The sequence below is a fragment of the Candidatus Binatia bacterium genome (assembly GCA_029248525.1).
Lineage (GTDB): Bacteria > Desulfobacterota > Binatia > UBA12015 > UBA12015 > UBA12015.
In genome coordinates this window covers 855,498-874,345 of record JAQWJE010000049.1, presented here as the reverse complement: position 1 = coordinate 874,345, position 18,848 = coordinate 855,498, and the positions used below count along the sequence as shown (strand labels likewise).

16 protein-coding genes are annotated in these 18,848 nt (G+C 58.5%); 5 read left to right on the top strand and 11 right to left on the bottom strand.

Translation table 11 applies throughout. The features are described 5' to 3' along the window. Together P8K07_16360 and P8K07_16355 are read right to left on the bottom strand one after the other, a co-directional pair. On the bottom strand, positions 1 to 396 hold the full coding sequence (locus tag P8K07_16360) for an MAPEG family protein (protein ID MDG1960099.1): 396 nt from the start codon (positions 394 to 396) through the stop codon (positions 1 to 3). A gap of 173 nt (positions 397 to 569) precedes the next feature. Next, the gene (locus P8K07_16355) at positions 570 to 1,007 is read right to left on the bottom strand and encodes a DCC1-like thiol-disulfide oxidoreductase family protein (GenBank protein MDG1960098.1); all 438 of its coding nucleotides are present in this window, start codon (positions 1,005 to 1,007) and stop codon (positions 570 to 572) included. A 330-nt stretch (positions 1,008 to 1,337) separates the two neighbouring features. Here P8K07_16355 and P8K07_16350 point away from each other — a divergent pair, with 330 nt between their 5' ends. Beyond that, positions 1,338 to 2,564 (top strand): DUF3604 domain-containing protein, encoded by a 1,227-nt coding sequence (locus P8K07_16350; protein MDG1960097.1) that lies wholly within the window; start codon positions 1,338 to 1,340, stop codon positions 2,562 to 2,564. After that, positions 2,489 to 3,166 (top strand): DUF3604 domain-containing protein, encoded by a 678-nt coding sequence (locus tag P8K07_16345; GenBank protein MDG1960096.1) that lies wholly within the window; start codon positions 2,489 to 2,491, stop codon positions 3,164 to 3,166. The genes P8K07_16350 and P8K07_16345 overlap by 76 nt, the downstream gene beginning before the upstream one ends. Positions 3,167 to 3,195: 29 nt before the next feature. On the opposite strand, the gene ilvA is transcribed toward P8K07_16345, so the two are convergent. Next, positions 3,196 to 4,815, bottom strand: a complete 1,620-nt coding sequence (ilvA, locus tag P8K07_16340; GenBank protein ID MDG1960095.1) for a threonine ammonia-lyase, biosynthetic — start codon at positions 4,813 to 4,815, stop codon at positions 3,196 to 3,198. Positions 4,816 to 5,005: 190 nt separating this feature from the next. On the opposite strand from ilvA, the gene P8K07_16335 reads away from it, so the two are divergent. Beyond that, on the top strand, positions 5,006 to 6,049 hold the full coding sequence (locus tag P8K07_16335) for an alpha/beta hydrolase (protein MDG1960094.1): 1,044 nt from the start codon (positions 5,006 to 5,008) through the stop codon (positions 6,047 to 6,049). Between the two features lie 338 nt (positions 6,050 to 6,387). Here P8K07_16335 and P8K07_16330 read toward each other — a convergent pair whose 3' ends face one another. The 3 genes from P8K07_16330 to P8K07_16320 form a co-directional block, all read right to left on the bottom strand. Further along, positions 6,388 to 7,299, bottom strand: coding sequence for a TIGR03619 family F420-dependent LLM class oxidoreductase (locus P8K07_16330; GenBank protein MDG1960093.1), 912 nt, complete (start codon positions 7,297 to 7,299; stop codon positions 6,388 to 6,390). Further along, positions 7,296 to 7,460 (bottom strand): hypothetical protein, encoded by a 165-nt coding sequence (locus tag P8K07_16325; GenBank protein MDG1960092.1) that lies wholly within the window; start codon positions 7,458 to 7,460, stop codon positions 7,296 to 7,298. Before P8K07_16325 ends, P8K07_16330 begins: the two co-directional genes overlap by 4 nt. Before the next feature lie 74 nt (positions 7,461 to 7,534). After that, the gene (locus tag P8K07_16320) at positions 7,535 to 8,287 is read right to left on the bottom strand and encodes a Coq4 family protein (GenBank protein ID MDG1960091.1); all 753 of its coding nucleotides are present in this window, start codon (positions 8,285 to 8,287) and stop codon (positions 7,535 to 7,537) included. A 212-nt stretch (positions 8,288 to 8,499) separates the two neighbouring features. Between P8K07_16320 and P8K07_16315 the strand changes: the two genes are divergently transcribed. Then, the gene (locus tag P8K07_16315) at positions 8,500 to 9,021 is read left to right on the top strand and encodes a DUF1993 domain-containing protein (protein ID MDG1960090.1); all 522 of its coding nucleotides are present in this window, start codon (positions 8,500 to 8,502) and stop codon (positions 9,019 to 9,021) included. 4 nt (positions 9,022 to 9,025) lie between these two features. Here the strand turns inward: P8K07_16315 and P8K07_16310 are convergent, their stop codons facing one another. The 3 genes from P8K07_16310 to P8K07_16300 form a co-directional block, all read right to left on the bottom strand. Then, positions 9,026 to 9,424, bottom strand: coding sequence for a DoxX family protein (locus tag P8K07_16310; protein MDG1960089.1), 399 nt, complete (start codon positions 9,422 to 9,424; stop codon positions 9,026 to 9,028). Between the two features lie 77 nt (positions 9,425 to 9,501). Continuing rightward, positions 9,502 to 11,364: a hypothetical protein gene (locus P8K07_16305; protein MDG1960088.1), complete on the bottom strand. Its 1,863-nt coding sequence runs from the start codon at positions 11,362 to 11,364 to the stop codon at positions 9,502 to 9,504. Between the two features lie 218 nt (positions 11,365 to 11,582). Further along, on the bottom strand, positions 11,583 to 13,064 hold the full coding sequence (locus P8K07_16300) for an NAD(P)/FAD-dependent oxidoreductase (GenBank protein ID MDG1960087.1): 1,482 nt from the start codon (positions 13,062 to 13,064) through the stop codon (positions 11,583 to 11,585). Positions 13,065 to 13,291: 227 nt separating this feature from the next. Here P8K07_16300 and P8K07_16295 point away from each other — a divergent pair, with 227 nt between their 5' ends. Beyond that, positions 13,292 to 15,697, top strand: coding sequence for a TonB-dependent receptor (locus P8K07_16295; GenBank protein ID MDG1960086.1), 2,406 nt, complete (start codon positions 13,292 to 13,294; stop codon positions 15,695 to 15,697). A 44-nt stretch (positions 15,698 to 15,741) separates the two neighbouring features. Here P8K07_16295 and P8K07_16290 read toward each other — a convergent pair whose 3' ends face one another. After that, positions 15,742 to 17,235 (bottom strand): sulfatase, encoded by a 1,494-nt coding sequence (locus tag P8K07_16290; protein ID MDG1960085.1) that lies wholly within the window; start codon positions 17,233 to 17,235, stop codon positions 15,742 to 15,744. A 213-nt stretch (positions 17,236 to 17,448) separates the two neighbouring features. Beyond that, positions 17,449 to 18,825 carry a porin gene (locus P8K07_16285; GenBank protein MDG1960084.1) on the bottom strand — a complete coding sequence of 459 codons (1,377 nt, stop codon included), beginning with the start codon at positions 18,823 to 18,825 and terminating at the stop codon, positions 17,449 to 17,451. Between the last annotated feature and the right edge of the window lie 23 nt (positions 18,826 to 18,848).

The window sequence follows — 18,848 nt, the reverse complement described above, 5'->3', positions numbered from 1 at the left end:
TCAGCCAGCGCCAAGCGCCACCGAAAACAGGTACATGCAGATACCGAATCCGGCGAGAAAAATCAGCGAGCGCAGCTTGTCCAGATCCGCAATATAGACCGGGACGTATGCAATACGCAGAGCCACGAAGATCGTGCTCAGGGTCGAGATACTCTCCAAATCGGCACCACTGATCAAGACGGCGAGAACAGCGGCACTGAAGACAGCGAGAGCCTCCCAGGTATTGCCTTGCGCCGCACTCGCCCGTGCACCCGGACCGGTGAGTTGCATCGTCTGGATGCGGGGCTCCTTATTGTCAACGTTCCCAAGTTGCTTCTGCTTGTAGTAGGCCGCAATCCACGCACAGAGCAATGGAATGACCGACAGGATCAGCAAGCTCGCGATAACTGTTTTCATGATTCTCTCTCTCTTGTCCAAGGAACAATTGCGCCCAAAGCTGCAGGTCGGGGCGGACGCCACAGACGCCCCTTCTGACCTAACCTCGGTGGTTTCGTCAAGCTCAAGCCCGCCAACCACCCCGGCAGATGCCTGCTTTCGGAGATGCCCGTGGCGCAACCAAGGCCGGACGCTCAGTGATCGTCGACCGCTGGCGGTGCGCCAACGTCCTCGGCCGTACGAATCTTGCATTCGTTCATCCCCAGCGCGGCGCTGATGCGGTGACGGTTCCGGGCAACGATGGCGTAGCCGAGCATCTCGATACCGATGAGCGGGAAGAGGAGGTAAAGAATGACCACCAGCGGCTTGAAAGGCGGCAGCCTCCACAAGAATCGATTCACCGCGAAGGCACCCTCGACCACCTTGCCTTCCGAAGTGATTAGCTGAACGGCACGCGTGCAGTCGGCCCAGTTGAGCCCATACGGCGCAAGCTGCTCCTCGCTGAACTCGAAATAGGGCTCGACGCGAAAATAGCGACCGCCGTCCCGCTCCGCGGCCCACTCCGCAAGCTTGCTGCAGACCCCGCAGTCTCCATCAAAGAGCAGCAGGCCCCTGTCTCCGAGATCGATCATCCTGTTTCTTTTTAGATCCCTCGCCACCCCTTGGCCAGAGGTCCTACCGTGCTTTTCTGGCCGTTTCTGCCGCCCGGGCGATCTTTCCGAAATTTCCCGAAAAGAACAGCCGCAACGGTGACGAGGAAAAATCCCGTTCGGCCGCTGCCTGGTCAATCTGGAAGGTCAAGGCCACAATCTCTTTGCTATCCTGCGAAGTTTATTTTCTACTTCAGCGATGCATTCTGACACAGGGGCCGGGCGCCTCGCTCTGGCATGTTCGCAGACTGGTATCACCAACTATCGAAAATGGCGCCCCTCAGCGCTTTACGAACCGCTGCTTTGAGAGCGATGGCGTTCGGTTCGCTTTTGGGCTCGAGCGCATTGGCCGCGGACACTTCAGTCGACCGCAGGGTGTACTTCGGAGATACGCATGCACACTCGGCATATTCGAGTGACGCATTCGGGTTCGGGAATCGCCTTCCTCCGGAAACTGCCTACAGGCTCGCACGTGGCGATAAGGTGGAGCACGTTGGTGGCTACAAAGTGCAGCTGAAATCTCCGCTCGATTTCTTCATGCTGACCGACCATGCCGAGATGATCGGCATTGCGCAGATTGCCAGCGACCCGGCAACTACCCTCTACCAGACGTCGCTTGGCAAAGATCTGCGCGACCCGGATCAGAAGGCAGGTGGGGCCCGGTTTCTGAATGCGTTGCAAACCGCTGCTGGAACCGGCGTCGTCCCCGAGGGGTACAACAACGATTCCACCCGAACCATCTGGCAGGCGCTGGTAGAACTGGCGGAGAGATATTACCAACCCGGGACCTTCACGACCTTTGCCGCATTCGAGTGGAGTTCGATGCCCAACGGCGAGAACCTGCATCGGAACGTCATCTTCCGTGACGCAAAAAAGGTACCCGACCTGCCTTTCTCCGCTATCGATTCCACCAAGCCCGAAGACCTCTGGACCTACCTGGAAAACGAGCGCGCCCGAGGGAACGATAATCTGGCCATTCCCCATAATGGGAATATGAGCAATGGTCGGATGTTCCAACCCGTAGACTCCTGGGGCGCACCGATCTCGGCCGAATACGCCATGCGGCGCATGGCAAACGAGCCCCTTTTCGAGATGATGCAACTCAAGGGGACCTCCGAGACGATGCCCAGTTTTGCGCCCGAAGATGAGTTTGCCGACTTCGAGTTGCTACCCTTCAGTCTCTACAGCTGGCAGCGGATCGAGCAGCAGAAGACCTCATATGTCCGCGAGGCCTACAAGTCCGGACTCCGTTTTCAGGAAACGATTGGAGCCAATCCCTTGAAGTTCGGGCTCGAAGGCGGCGATGATCACGGCTCGACGCATACATGGGAGGAGTTCAACTATCACGGCGGGCCTGCCGTACTCGACTCCACACCGGAAGACCGCATGACCGGCACAATTCCCCTCGCGGGTGCGGCCAAAAACCTGAATGCTCGGCTGTCAGCCGGCGGAATCACGGGGGTTTGGGCCGAGGGCAATCATCGGGACGCAATTTTTGCAGCCATCGACGCAAGGAAACCTTCGCTTCCTCCGGAGTAAAGATCGTACCGCGTTTCTTTGCAGGGTGGAATTTCGAGACCGAACTGACAGCGCAGCCGAATTGGGTACAACAAGCCTACGCGACCGGTGTGCCCATGGGGGGCGACCTCAACCCACAAGCGGCGGGCAAGAAACCTTCGAGTGCGCCGACGTTCGCGGTCTCGGCCCTCCGGGACGTCAATAGCGCTCCGCTCCAACGCATCCAGATTATCAAAGGATGGACCAAGGACGGCGAGATGATGGAGAAGGTCTACGATGTCGCCTGTTCCGACGGCGGCGAGGTCGATCCGAACACGCACCGCTGCCCGAACAATGGAGCCGAAGTCGACCTGAGGACCTGCGCGATTTCGTCCGACAAGGGAGCGGCTACTCTTGCGGCCACCTGGAAAGACCCGGATTTCGATGCATCGGTTCCAGCCTTCTATTATGTGCGAGTCCTCGAAAATCCGGTTTGCCGATGGAGCACGCGAGACGCCATTGCGTTGGGCGTACCGCCCCCGGATGTCGTCGCGCCCATCATCCAGGAACGCGTATGGACCAGTCCTATCTGGTACACCCCTTCTCCAGAAACATTAGAAGGTCGCGAACTGTTGCGACAATAGATGCAACGAGGCGATAGCCGCCTGTCTCGTCAGCGGAGAAAGAGCTGGTAGGCCGGGTTGTCCGACTCGTCGACCCAGCGGTAACCTACGCCATCGAGAAATCCATGAAACTCGTTGGTTTCGGAATCTGGCACCTGCATGGCCGCGAGAACGCGCCCGAAGGCGGCTCCATGGTTCCGATAGTGAAAAAGAGTGATATTCCATCGATGCCCCATGGCCTGCAAGAACTGCAGGAGCGCACCGGGCCGTTCCGGGAACTCGAAGCGGACGAGTCTCTCATGCGCCGCCAGAGCGCGGCCGCCAACCATGAAGCGCACATGCGACTTGGCGAGTTCGTTCTGGCTCATGTCCACGACCGGCAACTCGGCTTGCTCCAGCCTGGTTCGAATCTCTTCGCGTTCCTCGTCGCCACGCTGCAAACCGACCCCAACGAAGATATGTGCCTGCTCAAGATCGCCGATGCGGTAGTTGAACTCGGTGACAGGGACAGCGCCGAGAATCTTGCAAAAAGACTCGAAGGCACCCGGGCACTCGGGGATGGTAACGCCGAAAACTGCCTCGCGCGCTTCACCGAGATCCGCGCGCTCCGCAACGTGACGGAGGCGATCAAAGTTCAGATTCGCTCCGCTCTGAATCCCCACCAGTGTTTGCCTGCGAATGCCCTTCAGTTTCACGTAGCGCTTGATCCCTGCGACAGCCAAGGCTCCAGCGGGCTCTGCCACGGAACGCAGGTCATCAAAGGAGTCCTTGATCGCCGCGCAAATCTCGTCAGTCCCCACAGTAACCACTTCATCCACGGTCTCGCGTGCAATACGGAATGGTTCGTCCCCCACCTGTCGGACAGCGACTCCATCGGCAAACAAGCCGACGCGGTCGAGAGTCACGCGAGTATCCGCATCCAGAGCCGCCTTCAGGCAAGCCGCATCCTCGGGCTCCACACCAATCATCTTCACCTCCGGGTAGAGATGTTTTACGTAAGCCGACACCCCTGCGATGAGACCACCGCCTCCAACCGGGACGAAGACGGCGTGAAGAGGCCCGCGGTGCTGTTGCAGGATCTCCATTCCGATTGTGCCCTGGCCAGCGATCACGTCGGGGTCGTCGTATGGATGCACGAAAGTGAGACCCTGCTCTGACTCCAGCTTCCGAGCGTGAGTATAGGCATCGTCGTAACTGTCGCCCACGAGCATGGTCTCTACCCCACGGGCCTGGACCGCTTGTATCTTGATCGAAGGTGTGGTCGTGGGCATGACGACCAGTGCCCGCAGTCCCAGCTTCTGCGCGGCCAGAGCCACTCCTTGCGCGTGATTGCCAGCAGAGGCAGCAATTACACCATCGGCACGCTGTCTTTCCGTCAGCTGTGCCATCTTGTTATACGCGCCCCGTAACTTGAAGGAGAACACCGACTGCAGGTCCTCACGCTTGATCAGCACCTGATTCCCAAGACGCTCCGAAAGCCGCGGCGCGAGTTCCAGTGGCGTGCGCTCGGCTACGTCATAAACGCGCGCCTTCCGGATCCGTTCAATATAGTCTTCGATCACTGGAACCCCCTGCTTGCACTGCGCAAGCCTCGCCGCCTGGCGAAACCGCTGAGCCGGAAGCACACTGCTCGCAAGGGGAGCAAAACCTGCAGGAGGCAGAAGCTCCATGGAGATGATTCATGTCCGCTTATACCCCTGCGACGAAGCTCTGCGGAAGAGCCAGGCTCTGATCTTGTCCGACATTCGGCTTCCTCGGACCCTTACCTGAGCGATTGATCCGCTTCGACTGGAATCTTGTCGCTCGGGATTCGCGATTTCCCGTCTTGCACTCAATCGCGCAGAACGACAAAACAAGTATATGAAGAATAGTGCATTTGGAGCAGATCGTAGCGGTCGTGGGCACCCGGCCGGTTTCCTGATTGCCCTCAGCCTCTTGCTGATCGCGAGCTGTGGGGACTCCGACTCACAGCCGGTCCTGACCGAGCCGACCGCACTCCCGGAAGCACTCTCCGGACTTGATGCCAGCTTTCATGAAGCGATCGCCTATGGCCCCTCCGACGAGAAAAACCTCTTCGATATTCTCCTCCCGAACAACAAGGATCGAGCTCCTCTGGTGATCTTCTTTCATGGCGGAGGCTTCGCCAGTGGTTCACGGTCGTCGGCGTGGGCCAATGGCTGGGCTGCCCGGATCGAGAGACTGATTGACATGGGAGTCGCGATCGCGAGTGTCGATTACCGATTTCTCAACCGGTCCGAGGGTGTCGGCGTACTCACTCCTCTGCAGGACGGAGCCCGCTCTGTTCAATTCATCCGCCGCTATGCCGCGGAACTGGGCGTCGACCCCAATCGCATCGTGCTCGTCGGAGCTTCAGCCGGCGCCGGCATGAGCCTCTGGATCGGCGCAAACGACGACCTCGCCGAACCTTCTCGCACCGACCCGGTCCTGCGGCAATCGACGCGAGTCCGCGGCGTGATCCTGCTCGAGACGCAGGCAACCTACGACGTGGCCCGATGGAGCACGGATGTATTTCCCGATCTCGGCATCGGCGTTCTCGAGGGTGCGAAGCTTCTGGGACTCGAGAAACGGCTTCTCGGTTTCTACGGCATCTCCGAACTCGAGGAGTTTGATTCGCCCGAAATTCGGGCCTACCGGGCCCGTGTCGACATGCTCGCACTTCTGACAGCAGACGACCCCCCCATTTTCGTCCGCAACAAGAACCAACCGAATGAATTCCCGACCAGCGTGGCCCTGCTCTTTCACCACGTAAATCATGCAACCACGATCGCGGACCGCGCCCGCGAAGTCGGAGTTGAGCACCTTCTCTATGCCCCCGTTCTGGGCATCGAGCACCCCAGCGGCGAGGACGAAGTCGACTTCGCATTGCGAATGCTCGCACCATAGACGCGAATACTCGGACGGGCTTCTCGAGAGCCAGCAGGGGATTGCCCTTCGGCGTGCGAACAAGCCCTCGACGATTCGAACAATCGCGCGACGCTGCGCCAGGGGTTGTTCGAAACCGGTTTCTTCCATCTTCGTGACGCTACCCTGCCCACCGAATGACTCGTCAGACTTCAGGCGGAGACCCAAGCGTTCTTCCGCGAAGGCGAATCGCGAAAATGGAGTTTCGAGGTGCTCTTCGCGGCTACGCTGCGATCCGAGAAGCGCATACCGCCGCGAAAGCGCAACGCTTCTACCAGCCCAACATTCTCCAATCCTGCATTCGCCGAGGTCTGGGAGAGCTACTTCGCGCCCTCGCTACCCAGCGGCACCATCACCTCTTCGCGGAAGCGCGCCAACTCATCGGGCAAGGATCCGTCAAGGCGGCCCTTGGGCGGAAGCACCACGACGCGCTCGGCACCCAATTCGGCGCAAAACTCCGCTGTCGCCAGCGCCGTTTTGGCATCACTCGTACTGGTCAGCGTCAGACTCACAGCATCACGCGGGCGACCGGCCTTTTCCGCTTCGTCCTGCACGACCGGCCACAATTTTCCGAGTTCCTCGGCATCGGGCCCACGCGTGGACCAATGGGGATAGAACTCGTCACCGTACCGCCCGGCCCGGCGCGCTGCGAATTTGCTGTGACCGCCGATCATCAGCGGAATTCCCCCGGTCTGCACCGGCTTGGGATAGCTGAGCACGCCCTTGAAATTGAAATACTCGCCTTCGAAATGAGATATGCCTTCCGCCCAGAGCGCGCGCATCACCCGGATCCACTCATTCGCGCGGCGGCCGCGGTCCGAGAAGTCCTGTCCCAGGTCCTCGACCTCTTCCTTCACCCAACCAATTCCCATCCCGAGCGTCAGGCGACCTTTGGAGTATTGATCCAGCGTAGCGACCTCCTTGGCAAGAATTACCGGATGGCGCTGCGGCAAGATCAACATCGCGGTACCCAATCGGATCTTCTCCGTCGCCGCCGCGAGAAACATCAACAGCAGAAGCGGGTCGGGCATATTGGAGTCCGCGGGCAAGGGCGTACGACCCGTGGTCTTGTAGGGATAGCGCGAGTCATACTCGGTATGCATGACCGCATGATCGATCGTCCATAGCGACTCGAACCCCAGAGACTCGACCAACTGCGCATAGCGCACGACAAAATCGGGGTCACCGATCGGGCCCATTTGCGGGGGAGGAATACGGATTCCGAATTTCATGAAACTTTACCTTTTCGACGCAACTTCAGTGTGGGCGATGAGAGACCCGCGCGGAGCAACTCCACCGCCGCCTCCACCATACCGTCCGAGCGTTCGATCACATGATGGCCGAACAGAGATCGAACCAGACCATGGGTCAGGATCTCGAGCACGCGTGCCATGCCCATGACCTCCAGAGTGTGTTCGCGAGCGCCGCAAAAATGTTGGCGGTACGAGACCTTTCGTCGGGTATCAGCTAGGCCAGCGCGGGTGCGCCCTCGGAACGCACTTCGTCGTAAGCGGGCAGATCGCCGAGGCGCAGATGTTCACGAACCTCTTCGAGTGGCTGGGTGAGCAACTGCTCCCAGTCCTGCTCGGGGAACCACGCTGCCTTGCGGCCACGGCGATAACCCGCGCGGATCATGGTGCGAGCCGACGGGTTGTCTTTTCCCGATCGGATATAGGCCATCAGAACGATCGCTCCGATCCCGCGATTGCGGGTCTGTGCCCAGGTGAAAGCGAGCAACGAGGCCTCGCCCACCAGATCCCGATTGTAGCCGGTCAACACGTGATGCAGATCATGGGTGTCGCGCAGTCGTGCTCCGAACCAATAAGCGCCTTTGGGCGCTGCAGGGTCCTGATCGAACTCTTTGCTGGCCGAGGAAAGCCCCTCCGGGGTCAACTCCTCCCGAATCACGAAGTCGAGATAGGCGCGGCCCAGACTTCCGGCCGGCATTGCGCCCAGTGCGTCTCGATCGTTCAGGAGCGTGACGATATCGGGCTGCTCTTCGATCAGACGCGGACCGTTGGGCGAGCGTCTGAATCGCTTGAAGGAGTTCTCGAACGAACGCCCTGCCAGAGAATCAATAATCTCGAAAACCTGGCTCGTATCATCCGGGTCCCGCATCAAATTACGGAGAGCCCGCCAGGCTGCTCTCGGTCGAACGGCCCGGTCGTGGTAGCGACGACGCTTGGCTGGTGATTGCGATTCAGTCTGTGCTGGTTCCATGGTGTGCCTCCTTGGCAACAGAAAGAGTTTCGCCTCTGGAACTCCGCGATGCAAGGTTTTTCCCCTGCACCTGCATGAGGAAATCAACCGAAAAACTGCTTAAAAAATAAGCCGATCGCCCAACCCCGCAGAGAACCTGCAAGATCCGTTCGGAGAAACCCGCAACAGCGCATAGAGATTGCCATCCGCCGCAAAACCCCTAGAGTCACCCCATGCAGATCACGATCTACGACGCCGTTGTGAAAACCTACCAACAACTCCTGCCCGTAGTGGAGAATTACCTGGCCAAAGGCCGCAGCCATTACGAATCAATCGGCAGGGACCCCAACGTCGCGGTCGACCTGAAACTGACTGACGATATGCTGCCGCTGCATTTTCAGGTGGTGTCGGTCGTACACCACTCAGCCAATGCATTGAAAAGTCTGGAGACCGGCAAGGCCGGTCCGCCGGACTTCTCACTCGCCTTTGATCTGGCCGGCCTGCAGACGCATGTGCAGGAAGCCACCGAAGCTGTCAACGCGATCGACGCGGATGCCTTCAACGCAAGAGCGGATGATCCGGTCGTCTTCGAATTGGGCAAAATGAAAATTCCGTTCAAGTCCAGCGACTTCCTGCTGAGCTTCTCGCTTCCCAACTTCTATTTTCACGCCACCACAGGATACGATCTGTTGCGGATGGACGGCGTTGATCTGGGGAAAATGGATTTCCTCGGCGCGATGCGCGTCAACGCCTGAGACCTCAGCCCCGACCGTTCCACCAACCGTCGACGCTGAACTTGCCCGCACCGGTAAGCACCAGAGCAAGACTGCAGGATCCATAAAGCAGAGCGGGTTCCATTTTATTGAAGGGGTCGCCCGCGTGGGTCACAAAGGCCGCCACGAGCATGGTGATCAAAAGCGGGATCGCGGCCAGTCGCGTGGCCGCACCGGCGATGATCAGGACCGCGCAAATCACCTCGGAAAATACCGCGAACGCCAGCGTCACTTCGGGACCCAAGCCAATCGGGTCGGGGAATTGGTCAGGCTTCTCCAACAGCCTCTGTAATTTGGGCAAGCCATGCGTGAGCATCATCCCGCCCACGGCCAACCTCAAGACCAGAAGCCCAAGACCTTCCACCGCTTCGTTGTTCTTCGCCATCGTATCATCCCCTCAGCTTTGATTTTCCAAAAGAGCCCGATGCGGTCGCAACGGACGAATTTCAGCTTGCGAACGGCTCAGCGCCCGATACCCGGGATGATCCCCGGAATGAAGGTGCTGTCGGGAAACTCTACCAGCTCATTCGGATAGCCTTCTGCAATAAAGTACCAGATCTGTGCACCAAACATCTCGTTTCCGGTGGTAACCCCACCCGTGATCGAGCAGGCATCGCAGCTACCATCGCCCGCACCCGGAGACGAGTCGCAGGCGGCATCATCGCCGGCCTGGTTGGCAACTCCATCATCACACTCGACCTCATACATCCCCTCGTTCACACACTGCGTCGGTTCACAAAGGCCGATATTGGGACCCAATCTGCCGATCGGAACCGCGTATTCGATATCCGACGCGCGCGTCACCTCGTCCGGAACAGGATTTCCGTCTTCGTCCACTCCGTTTCGAAAAAGCGAGCAATAGGTCAGTGTCCGCTCTGCGGGGTCCGGATCGAGAAACGCCATGGGCTCGTCGAAAAACAAGTTCAGGGGATCGTTGTAGATGTAGCTGTCATAGATATGCGTGCCATCGGGCATTTCGTACCAGAAATGTTTACCCCGACTATGCGTATGGGACGACAGCCCCGTCACCATCGCACCCATTGGCAATACGGCGCGCTCGCAAAGAACCTGCTCGGTATAGGGCGCAGCCCCTTCACCGATCAGCCTCGGGATTCCGAATAACGTATCAAATCCGCCAGCCTCGAGTTGCGGATACGACCGGTCGCGAGCAAATCGAAGGTTGAATCGACCACGCAGAATGTGGTCGACGGCAGTCAGGTTGAAGGAATGAGAATTCCACAACATGACGCCCTCGAGCGGCCACTCCCGGTAGGTTCCCGGGTAGAATTCCTGCGTCGATTGCGCCTGCTGAACCGCCAGCGATTGGCGGGTCAACACCGGAGCGTAGCTATTACAGGCAAGCGAGTCTTCCACCGGAGTGCGACAGAACCCGCGAAGACCGCAAGCCTCTCGTTCGCGCGGGTCACAGACTTCGCCCGCCCGATCCCCTCCGGCACACGACCAGTTCGAGAAATCATCAGGTGTCACTTCTCCGGCCTCGGAAACCGGCAAAAAGACAATCAGGTGGTGACTGAGGGCGTCCTGGCGAACTTCCCAACCGTCAAAATAAAAGACCTGACCGTCCTCGGACTGATATTCCTCGGGAACGACATCCCGGAGATCGTAGTAGGTCGCAAAACAAACTTCTCGCTCGGAGGCCGCGTAAAGATCGAAGCCGGGCATCTGAAATTGCACGCCTTCCGTGGCCTCGGGGGCTTCGAGTGGAATAATGCTCTGCGGTGTCGGCTCCGAGAGGCAACCGGGCAGCAGTTCCTCCGTGCCCAGAACCACGCCGGTCTCCGGCGCACCAGCGACCAGCCATTGCCGCAACAGCTCGAATTCCCAGTCCTCCGGAACAGGACCGGACGGCGGCATCAAGGCAAGACTGGTAATCGAGGGATCGACGTGACCATACATCTTGAGCCACAAGGAGCTGCGCTCGCGAGAGCCCGGGTACACCCGCGCAAAATTCGAGCCCACCGAAGGAACCTCCATCAGATTCTCGTAGGCGAACTCCGGCGTGAGATCCAGATCGCCACTTGCGTTGTCGCCACTATGGCAACCCACGCATTGGTAACGGTCGAAAATGACTTTCTGGACAGCATCGAATGTACTGGCATAAACCTCGCCGGCACATTCCGGAGATTCCGGGACTTCAGGTTCGGCCGGGACCTCGGGCTCGACGGGCTCGACGGGGTTGTCGGGCACCTCTGGTACCTCTGGCACCTGAAGCGTCAGCTGATTGTCGCTGCTACCGCCGCAAGACGAGACGACGAGCACCATGGCTGACGCCGATAGAATGTTTCTCAACTTCAAGAATCTCATAGAACTTTCTCCACGATTGCTCGACGTCCCGACCGGTCAGTCGGTCTCGATTCTTGCAAATCGTAACACGACCCTGACCCACTGCGCTCGACTGTTTTACCATTCAATCCTCTGAGCGACCGAATATCCGGAGTTTTTGCATTCGGCCTCGCAATCACGGCCATCGGGGCATGCTCCCAACGCGACGGGCACGCCGAAATCGCCATCTAGCAGGCAGGTCAGCTCTCGAATCGGAACACATTCAAGTTCGAGAACCGCACTCGAAGCGCCCTCCACCAGGGCGTTCTCGGCAACCCGACAGAGGCATCTCCATGACGATCAATATAATAGCTGCGGGCCGTTACGCAGGCGGGATCCTTGAAGACAGTATCCTCGGCCTCGCGGAGCATCATCTCGAAATATTCGTCATGGGCCTCGCGCCGCACCTCGACACGAGAAGTGCCCCCCGAACGCGCCCGGCGCATGCACCGCAAAATGTATTTCAAATGTGCATCCAACATCGTGAACCAATTGAAGCCGCCCGAATAAGGCCCAACGGTCAGAAAGAAATTCGGGAACCCGGGCACCGCGATACCGGCATAAGATTGGTATCGATTATCGTGCCAGAACTGGCCAAGCTCCACTTCGTCGAGACCAACCACCTCAAAGCTGGGCGCGTTACCTTTCTCGAAGGTCTTGAAACCCGTACTCAAGATCAAGGTGTCCAGTTCATGATGCACGCCGTCATCGGTCATCACCCCGGATTCGGTAATCCGAGTAATCCCCGAGGTAACCAGATCCACGTTTTCTCGATTGAAGGTCTGGAGATATTCATTCGAAAATGCCGGACGCTTGCAACCCAGACCATAGTTCGGAAGCAGTTTTTCTTGCAGCGCCGGATCCTTCACCACCTGACGAACGTATTTCACCAATCGCGCTTCGCCTTGGCGAACGAACGACTTTCGCTTCTGGTAATTCACGACCAGGTACGTTCCGATCTCGAAACCAAGTTCCGTGAAAAATCGTCGAACCCGTAATCCCATCTGGCTGAAGCGGAAGCCTTTTCGATCCTCGGCCGCAATCGCTTCATCATCCTTCGGTCCGACCCAGATCGGGGTACGCTGGAACACGGCGAGGCGTCCCACGTCGGGGGCGATGCTCGGAACAATCTGAACGGCCGAGGCTCCCGTACCGATAACGCCGACCCTCTCGCCACCCAAATCGTGATCGTGATCCCACCGGGCGGTATGCATCGACTTACCGGAAAAATTCTCCAAGCCTTCGATCTCCGGGAGCTTCGGCTGACTGAGGATTCCTGTCGCGGCAATCACATACCGCGACCGGTAGACACGTCCGCCATCGGCCTGCGTGGTCCAGGTATTGGTCTTCGCATCAAATTCGATCTTCGAGACGCCAACCCCGTACTCGATATGCTTGTCGATCTCGTATTTTTCCGAACAGTGCCGGAGGTAGTCCTGAATTTCGGCGCCAGGAGCATAGGTCCGCGACCAGGGATGGTCCATCTCGAACGAAAAGCAATAGGCAATACTCGGAATATCCACAGCAATGCCGGGGTATGAATTGTCGCGCCAGGTGCCACCAAGGTCCTGCGCCCTCTCCAGAATGACGAACGAATCAAAATCGTTCTTCAGAAGTTCAATGCCCGCACCAATTCCGCTGACGCCGGCACCCACCACGACTGTTTCAAAATCGAGTTCCATGCTGGAATCTTTCTAACCATGGAATTTACGCGCCATCCAGAGGTTTCTGGAACGGGATTTTCGCGCCACCGGTGACCTGCCACCCTCCTCATCGCCGGGTGCCAAACTGGCCGCGTTCGAGCAAGATCGGACAGCTTTGGCCGAAGGTACGACCGCACGAATAATGCGGCGCCGTTCTGGAACCACAAGTTTGATCGCGATAAGAATGCGCGCTCAAGGAGAAAACCATGATGCGTCAACTCAGGACTGGGATGTTTTTGTCGATTTTGGCAGTCTTTTCAGGAAGCGGGATCGCAACCGGCACGGAGGATGAATCCGCGGCCGTCCTCGGCTCCCTGCCGGTGCAGCCTTCAGTCATGGAAGAAGATGACGGAGCGATTGCCAGCGGCGCGTCCGAAGCGCCTGCGGCCATACAGTCTCTTTCCCGAATTGAAGAGATCGTCGTCACCGCGCGCAAGCGAGAAGAATTTCTTGAAGACACACCGATTGCCATCACCGCGATTTCGGCAGCCAGCCTCGAGAACTCCAGCATCACCACAATCGACCAAATTCAGGAACTCTCCCCCAACCTGACCATCCAAACCGGCGCCGGAAATCAGGCAGCTCAGATTTCGATCCGCGGCGTCGGCACGCCAGGCGTGGGCGTGGCCTTCGACCCGGGTGTCGGTCTCTACATCGACGGCGTCTACCTCCCCCGCGCCCAAGCCTCGATCTTTGATGTCGTCGATATTGAGTCCGTACAGGTCCTTCGGGGTCCGCAGGGAACCTTGTTCGGAAAAAATACTGTCGGCGGTGCGGTCAGCGTCACCACGATCAAACCGAGCGACGAATTGAGTGGCTTGATTTCAGTCCGGCCCGGGAACCTCGGCGCCATTCGAACACGGGTCAGCCTGAACGTCCCGATCGACATCGGCTGGTTCGAGGACAAGCTGTTTTCCCGCGTGACGTTCTCCAGCCGCAATCGCGATGGCTACGTCTACAACAAGACACGTGACGCTTGGTGGGGCGAGGAAAATGGGTTGAGCTTCATCGGCTCCCTGCGCTTCCTGCCCACTGAGGACATCACGATCGATATAACCGGAAGCTGGTTCAAGGATCATGTTCATGACCCCCTTGGACAATGCGTTGAAGTGCAGCGCAGCGGCCTGGGAAATCTTGAGCCCGGCTTCTGGGACAACTGCAACTCCACAAAGCCTTACGAGATTGCCGCGAACGTCAACCAGATCGCGGCCTCTTCGTCTTGGGGAACTTGGGCCAATATTGCCTGGGCGATTGGCGACGCGGGGCCCTTCTCGGGGATCGTCGCCAAGTCGATCACCTCTTGGAGGCGGCAGCTCAGCCCCAGCATGCTGGATGTCGATGCAACGGAATTCGCGGTCATTCGCGTCGCCAACTTTGGCGGTGGCGGAGTCAATGGTGAAGCCGGCCAGGCGCAGCAAATCCAGCAGGAAGCCCAACTGGCGGCCACAGCATGGGAAGATCGCATCAATCTGGTCGCAGGTGCATTTTTCTTCTGGGAAAGCGCCGACCGGACCAACGGCCTATCGGTCCCTGTCGTCAACCAGAAAACGGCTAACCAGATCCTCACGAATAATTTCACTTGGGCCCTTTTCGCCCAGAGCACCGTGGCGCCCACGGATTGGTTGAGTCTGACCGCGGGCCTTCGCTACACCGAGGACAAGAAGCGCGCGTCACAAATCAATCGCAACTTCGCCACTGAGCCAGATGGGAAAATCACTCTGGACCCCTCTGGGCAGGCCTCTTTTTCATCCTGGTCGCCGATGGCCAGCCTCGCCCTCTTCGCGCCCGAGCCCATTCTGGAGAGGGGCGGTATCGACCATTTGATGGGCTACTTCACCTGGGCCCGGGGCTTCAAAGGTGGCGGTCTCAACGCCGCCCTTGCCGCATCGCCCGAAGACGGACTGATTCCCTACGGACCCGAGAGCCTCGACAACTTCGAGATCGGCGCCAAAACCATCGCCGTCGATGGGCGTCTGACGTTTAATCTATCTCTGTTTCAGAGTTCCTACGAGGATATCCAGCGCAACAGTTTCCAGACTATTCTTGAAGCCAACGATCAAATCACGACAAGGCTGCTGACGCAGAATGCGGCCAGAGCCACCATTCAGGGTGTCGAGGCCGAGTTCCAATGGATTCCGATCGAGGGCGTTTTAATCAGTGGGCTCGTCGGCACTCTCGACGCACGCTACGACGAATTTCCCGATGCCGTTGATGCACGCGGCGGAAGCGACCCTCTCGACCGCTCCGGCCAGCGGTTCATCCGTACGCCGAAATTCAACACCTTTCTCGCCGGGCAGTACTCGATTCCAGTAGAAGGTCCAGCCTGGGCGAGCGGATATATCACACCACGCATCGAGTGGGCATACCGAGCCGCCGAGAGGTTTGCCGAACCAGAGATCCCCGCCGCCCGGCAAGGAGGCTATGGCTTGGTGAATGCCCGCCTGAGCTATGATTTTCTCGACAACCAGGCGCAAATCGCCCTTTGGGGGCGCAACCTCGGGGACAAGATATACGTCAACAGTGCCGTACCGCTCGTCGGACCTATGGGGTTGATCGTCAAAGGCTATGGCGTCCCGCGGACATTCGGCGCCGAGTTGACCTATACTTTTTGATACACTCTGCAGCGACAGAACGGAGCCCGCGCGCGGCTTGGGGTCTATCGCCAACCACGCGGGTTCGCTTCCAGCTCGGAAGTCCTGCGGGACAACTGCTCTGACAGCCTGGCGGCCTGCTCCGGGAAACGCTTGATGAGATTGTGGTTCTCCTGGTCCTGACCCAGCGCCGTGAGCGTCGGCTTGGACCGACCACTTTGACCGGTTGCCAGACGGTATTTGAACTTGTCGTCACGCGCCGCCACGGGGGCATCGCCCCAGACCGGGAAATAGAAAAGCACTTCGTGTGGCGAGGTCGCTCCGCCTTGCCACATCGCAAAAACATCTTCGCCATCGATGATGCGGTCGGCTGGAAGTGGCACTCCTGCTAGCCCAAGGATCGTGGGCAGCAAGTCCGTATTCATGCTCATGCCGGAAATCACACCGCCTGCCCCCAGCACGCCCGGCCAGCGTGCGATGAAGGGAACCAGTTGCCCACCCTCGTAGGTATCGCCCTTGCGACCGCGCAATCCGCCCGGGCTTCCATCGTAATCCGGGCCGTTATCGCTGGTCACAATCACGAGGGTATTCTCAGCCAGACCAAGCCGGTCGATTGCATCGACGATCGCTCCGGTGGAACGATCGAGGTCCTCGACAACGTCGCCGTAAGGTCCCCCGCGAGACTGCCCTGCAAATTCCGGATCCGGAAAATGCGGCACATGCGGAAAGGAATGCGCAAGGTAGAGGAAGAAGGGTTCGTCGCGATGCTTCTCGATAAACGTCACCGCCTCCTCGGTATAGCGTCGCGTGAGCCGGGATTGATCTACCTCGCGATCGCGCGTGAAGGGCTCGTCCTCATCACGAAAGGCATTCATCGGATTCGAGACCTCTGTGGTATCCGCGACTTCGATTTCTCGGTCCCGATAGATATGCAACGGCTGCATATCATTGCTCCAATGCACGCCATAATAAGAGTCGAACCCGAAATCGTTGGGGTGATACCCCGGTAGCGCGCCGAGATGCCATTTCCCGATCATGCCGGTGGCATAACCGGCTGCGCCTAACGCTTCCGCGACGGTAATCTCGTCGGCCGGCAGTTCGTTGCCCACACCGATCACCCGCCGGAGCGTCCCGATCGGTGACTCGTCCGGGAAAAAGACATGCCCCTGAGTGCCTGACCGGATGGGGAACCGGCCCGTCAGCAAGGCCGCGCGGGAGGGCGTACACACCGACGTCGGCGCATAGAAGTTGGTAAGTTGAATGCCCTCACCTGCCAAAGTGTCGATTCGTGGCGTATCGATCAACGCATTACCGTTCATCGAGAGGTCGCCGTAGCCAAGATCATCAAAAAAAATGATCACGATATTCGGTGCGGTCGCGAGGTCCGTACCCCCCAGCGAGTCCAGATACGCCGCTTTCTGCGGCAGATGTTCCGTCGACGGTGGCTGCGGAAAGGTTTTCACCTGCACCCAGCGGACCATGAGAACGGAAGAACCAATCAAAAAGCTTCCCAGAATCAATCCACCGATTACCAGGGCCAAATTTCGCAGCACTCGCATGACGAAGTCTTATATCCCATCGAAAAGCATGGCGAACCACCCCACGATGGGATCAGATGGGGAGTAGCGTTGCCCATCGGCCCCGAGACGTCCCGGGCGCTTGGCCTGAAGGGCCAGCCAGCCTCTCAAAGGACCTTGGGCGAGCCCTGTGGCTCACGCACGCAGGTGGAGCCTGCCGCGCGCGGCGACGCGCACGGCAGGCTTCGAGAGTTCCTAGAAAGCCGTCTGAAAACGCATCTGGTACACGTTCTCGGTGCCCGGCTCGTCGATTCGATCTCCATAGACGTAGTTGAACATCACGCGAACGGCCGGGTTCAGGTACCAGTTCAGTCCGAGCGTCACATCTTCCATGCGGCCACCCTCGATATCGCCGGAATTCAGATCGAGTTGAGAGAACCGCGCTGCAACTTGAAAGGCGCCCCAACCGGAACCATCGCCCCAACCAAAGTCGTTGATCGGCTTCAGTCGCTTGAACTTGGCTTTTTTCCGGTTGTAGGGCCGGTGCTCCCCTGTCAGGAAGTAGCTGGTCTCGACATACCATCCCGAGAACTGCGGGTCGCCGATATATTGCTGGTTCAGGAACGCATGCAAATACTCCGCCTGGAAGGATAGTGGTCCGAGAACGAGAGCAATTTCGGGATCCAGGTAGGTAATATCGTTGGTGATGAATTTTCCGGTATCGACCAGACGGGGGCCGAATTGGGTCGACGGTCGCTGGCGAACCCGGATCTCATCTCCGTTGTGAAAATCAAAAGCGTAGGACAGGCCGAGATGCAGGAACTGCTCGCCCTTCTTGTCATACCAGGGCAGACCGGTCACACGAGCGGCCAGGCTGTAGGAGGAACCGCTATCGAAGGTATCCCCAAGGTCGTCGACAATCCGAAAAGCGCCGGCTGCTGCCGTCATTCGCTTGTCGAAGAAATGCATGAAAGCGGCGATGCCCGGATTGCGGCGCGGCTCGAGGCGCGACTGAAGGCTTCGCTCCATGAAGGTCACGTTGTTGCTGGAGGTCATGCGCTCCAAAGAGAACGGCTCCTTGAACTGACCAACTTGAATCCGCTGGAGCAATGGAACCTTTTTTACGGCGACATACATGTCGCGGAATCCGTCCTTACCGTCGACGAATCCATACTGGAATTTGAAATCGAAGATCTTGTACAACGTCCCTTCGACCTTCAAGCGCGCCCGTCGAAAGCGCACGTTGTTCTGCAAGGAGTCAATGTCAAACTCCTGCTGCAAAGCTTTGCTCGGCGTCAAAATTCCGGCGTCGAGTTGCATGCTGCCGCCAATACGAAACCGGAAGTTTTTGCTATTGCTGCGGAAGCGAACGCCGTTCTTCCAATAGACGCGGAAGTCGTTCTTTTTACCTTTTTTTGATTTCTTCTTTTTCACCGCCGACTTTTCGGTGGATGACTCCGCGGCCACCTCTTTCGTCGTGGCGGCCTGAGTCAGGTCAGCGCTCGCACCCAGCGGCGGCACCTCGTCAGCGGAAGCTGCCGGCGGTGCCAGAAAAAGGGAAAACAAGACAAACGACATGCAAAATGCCACATATCCGGGCGTAGCCACTCGCTTTTGCGAGATGATTCTCATGAATCTGCTCCTTGCGATCTCGG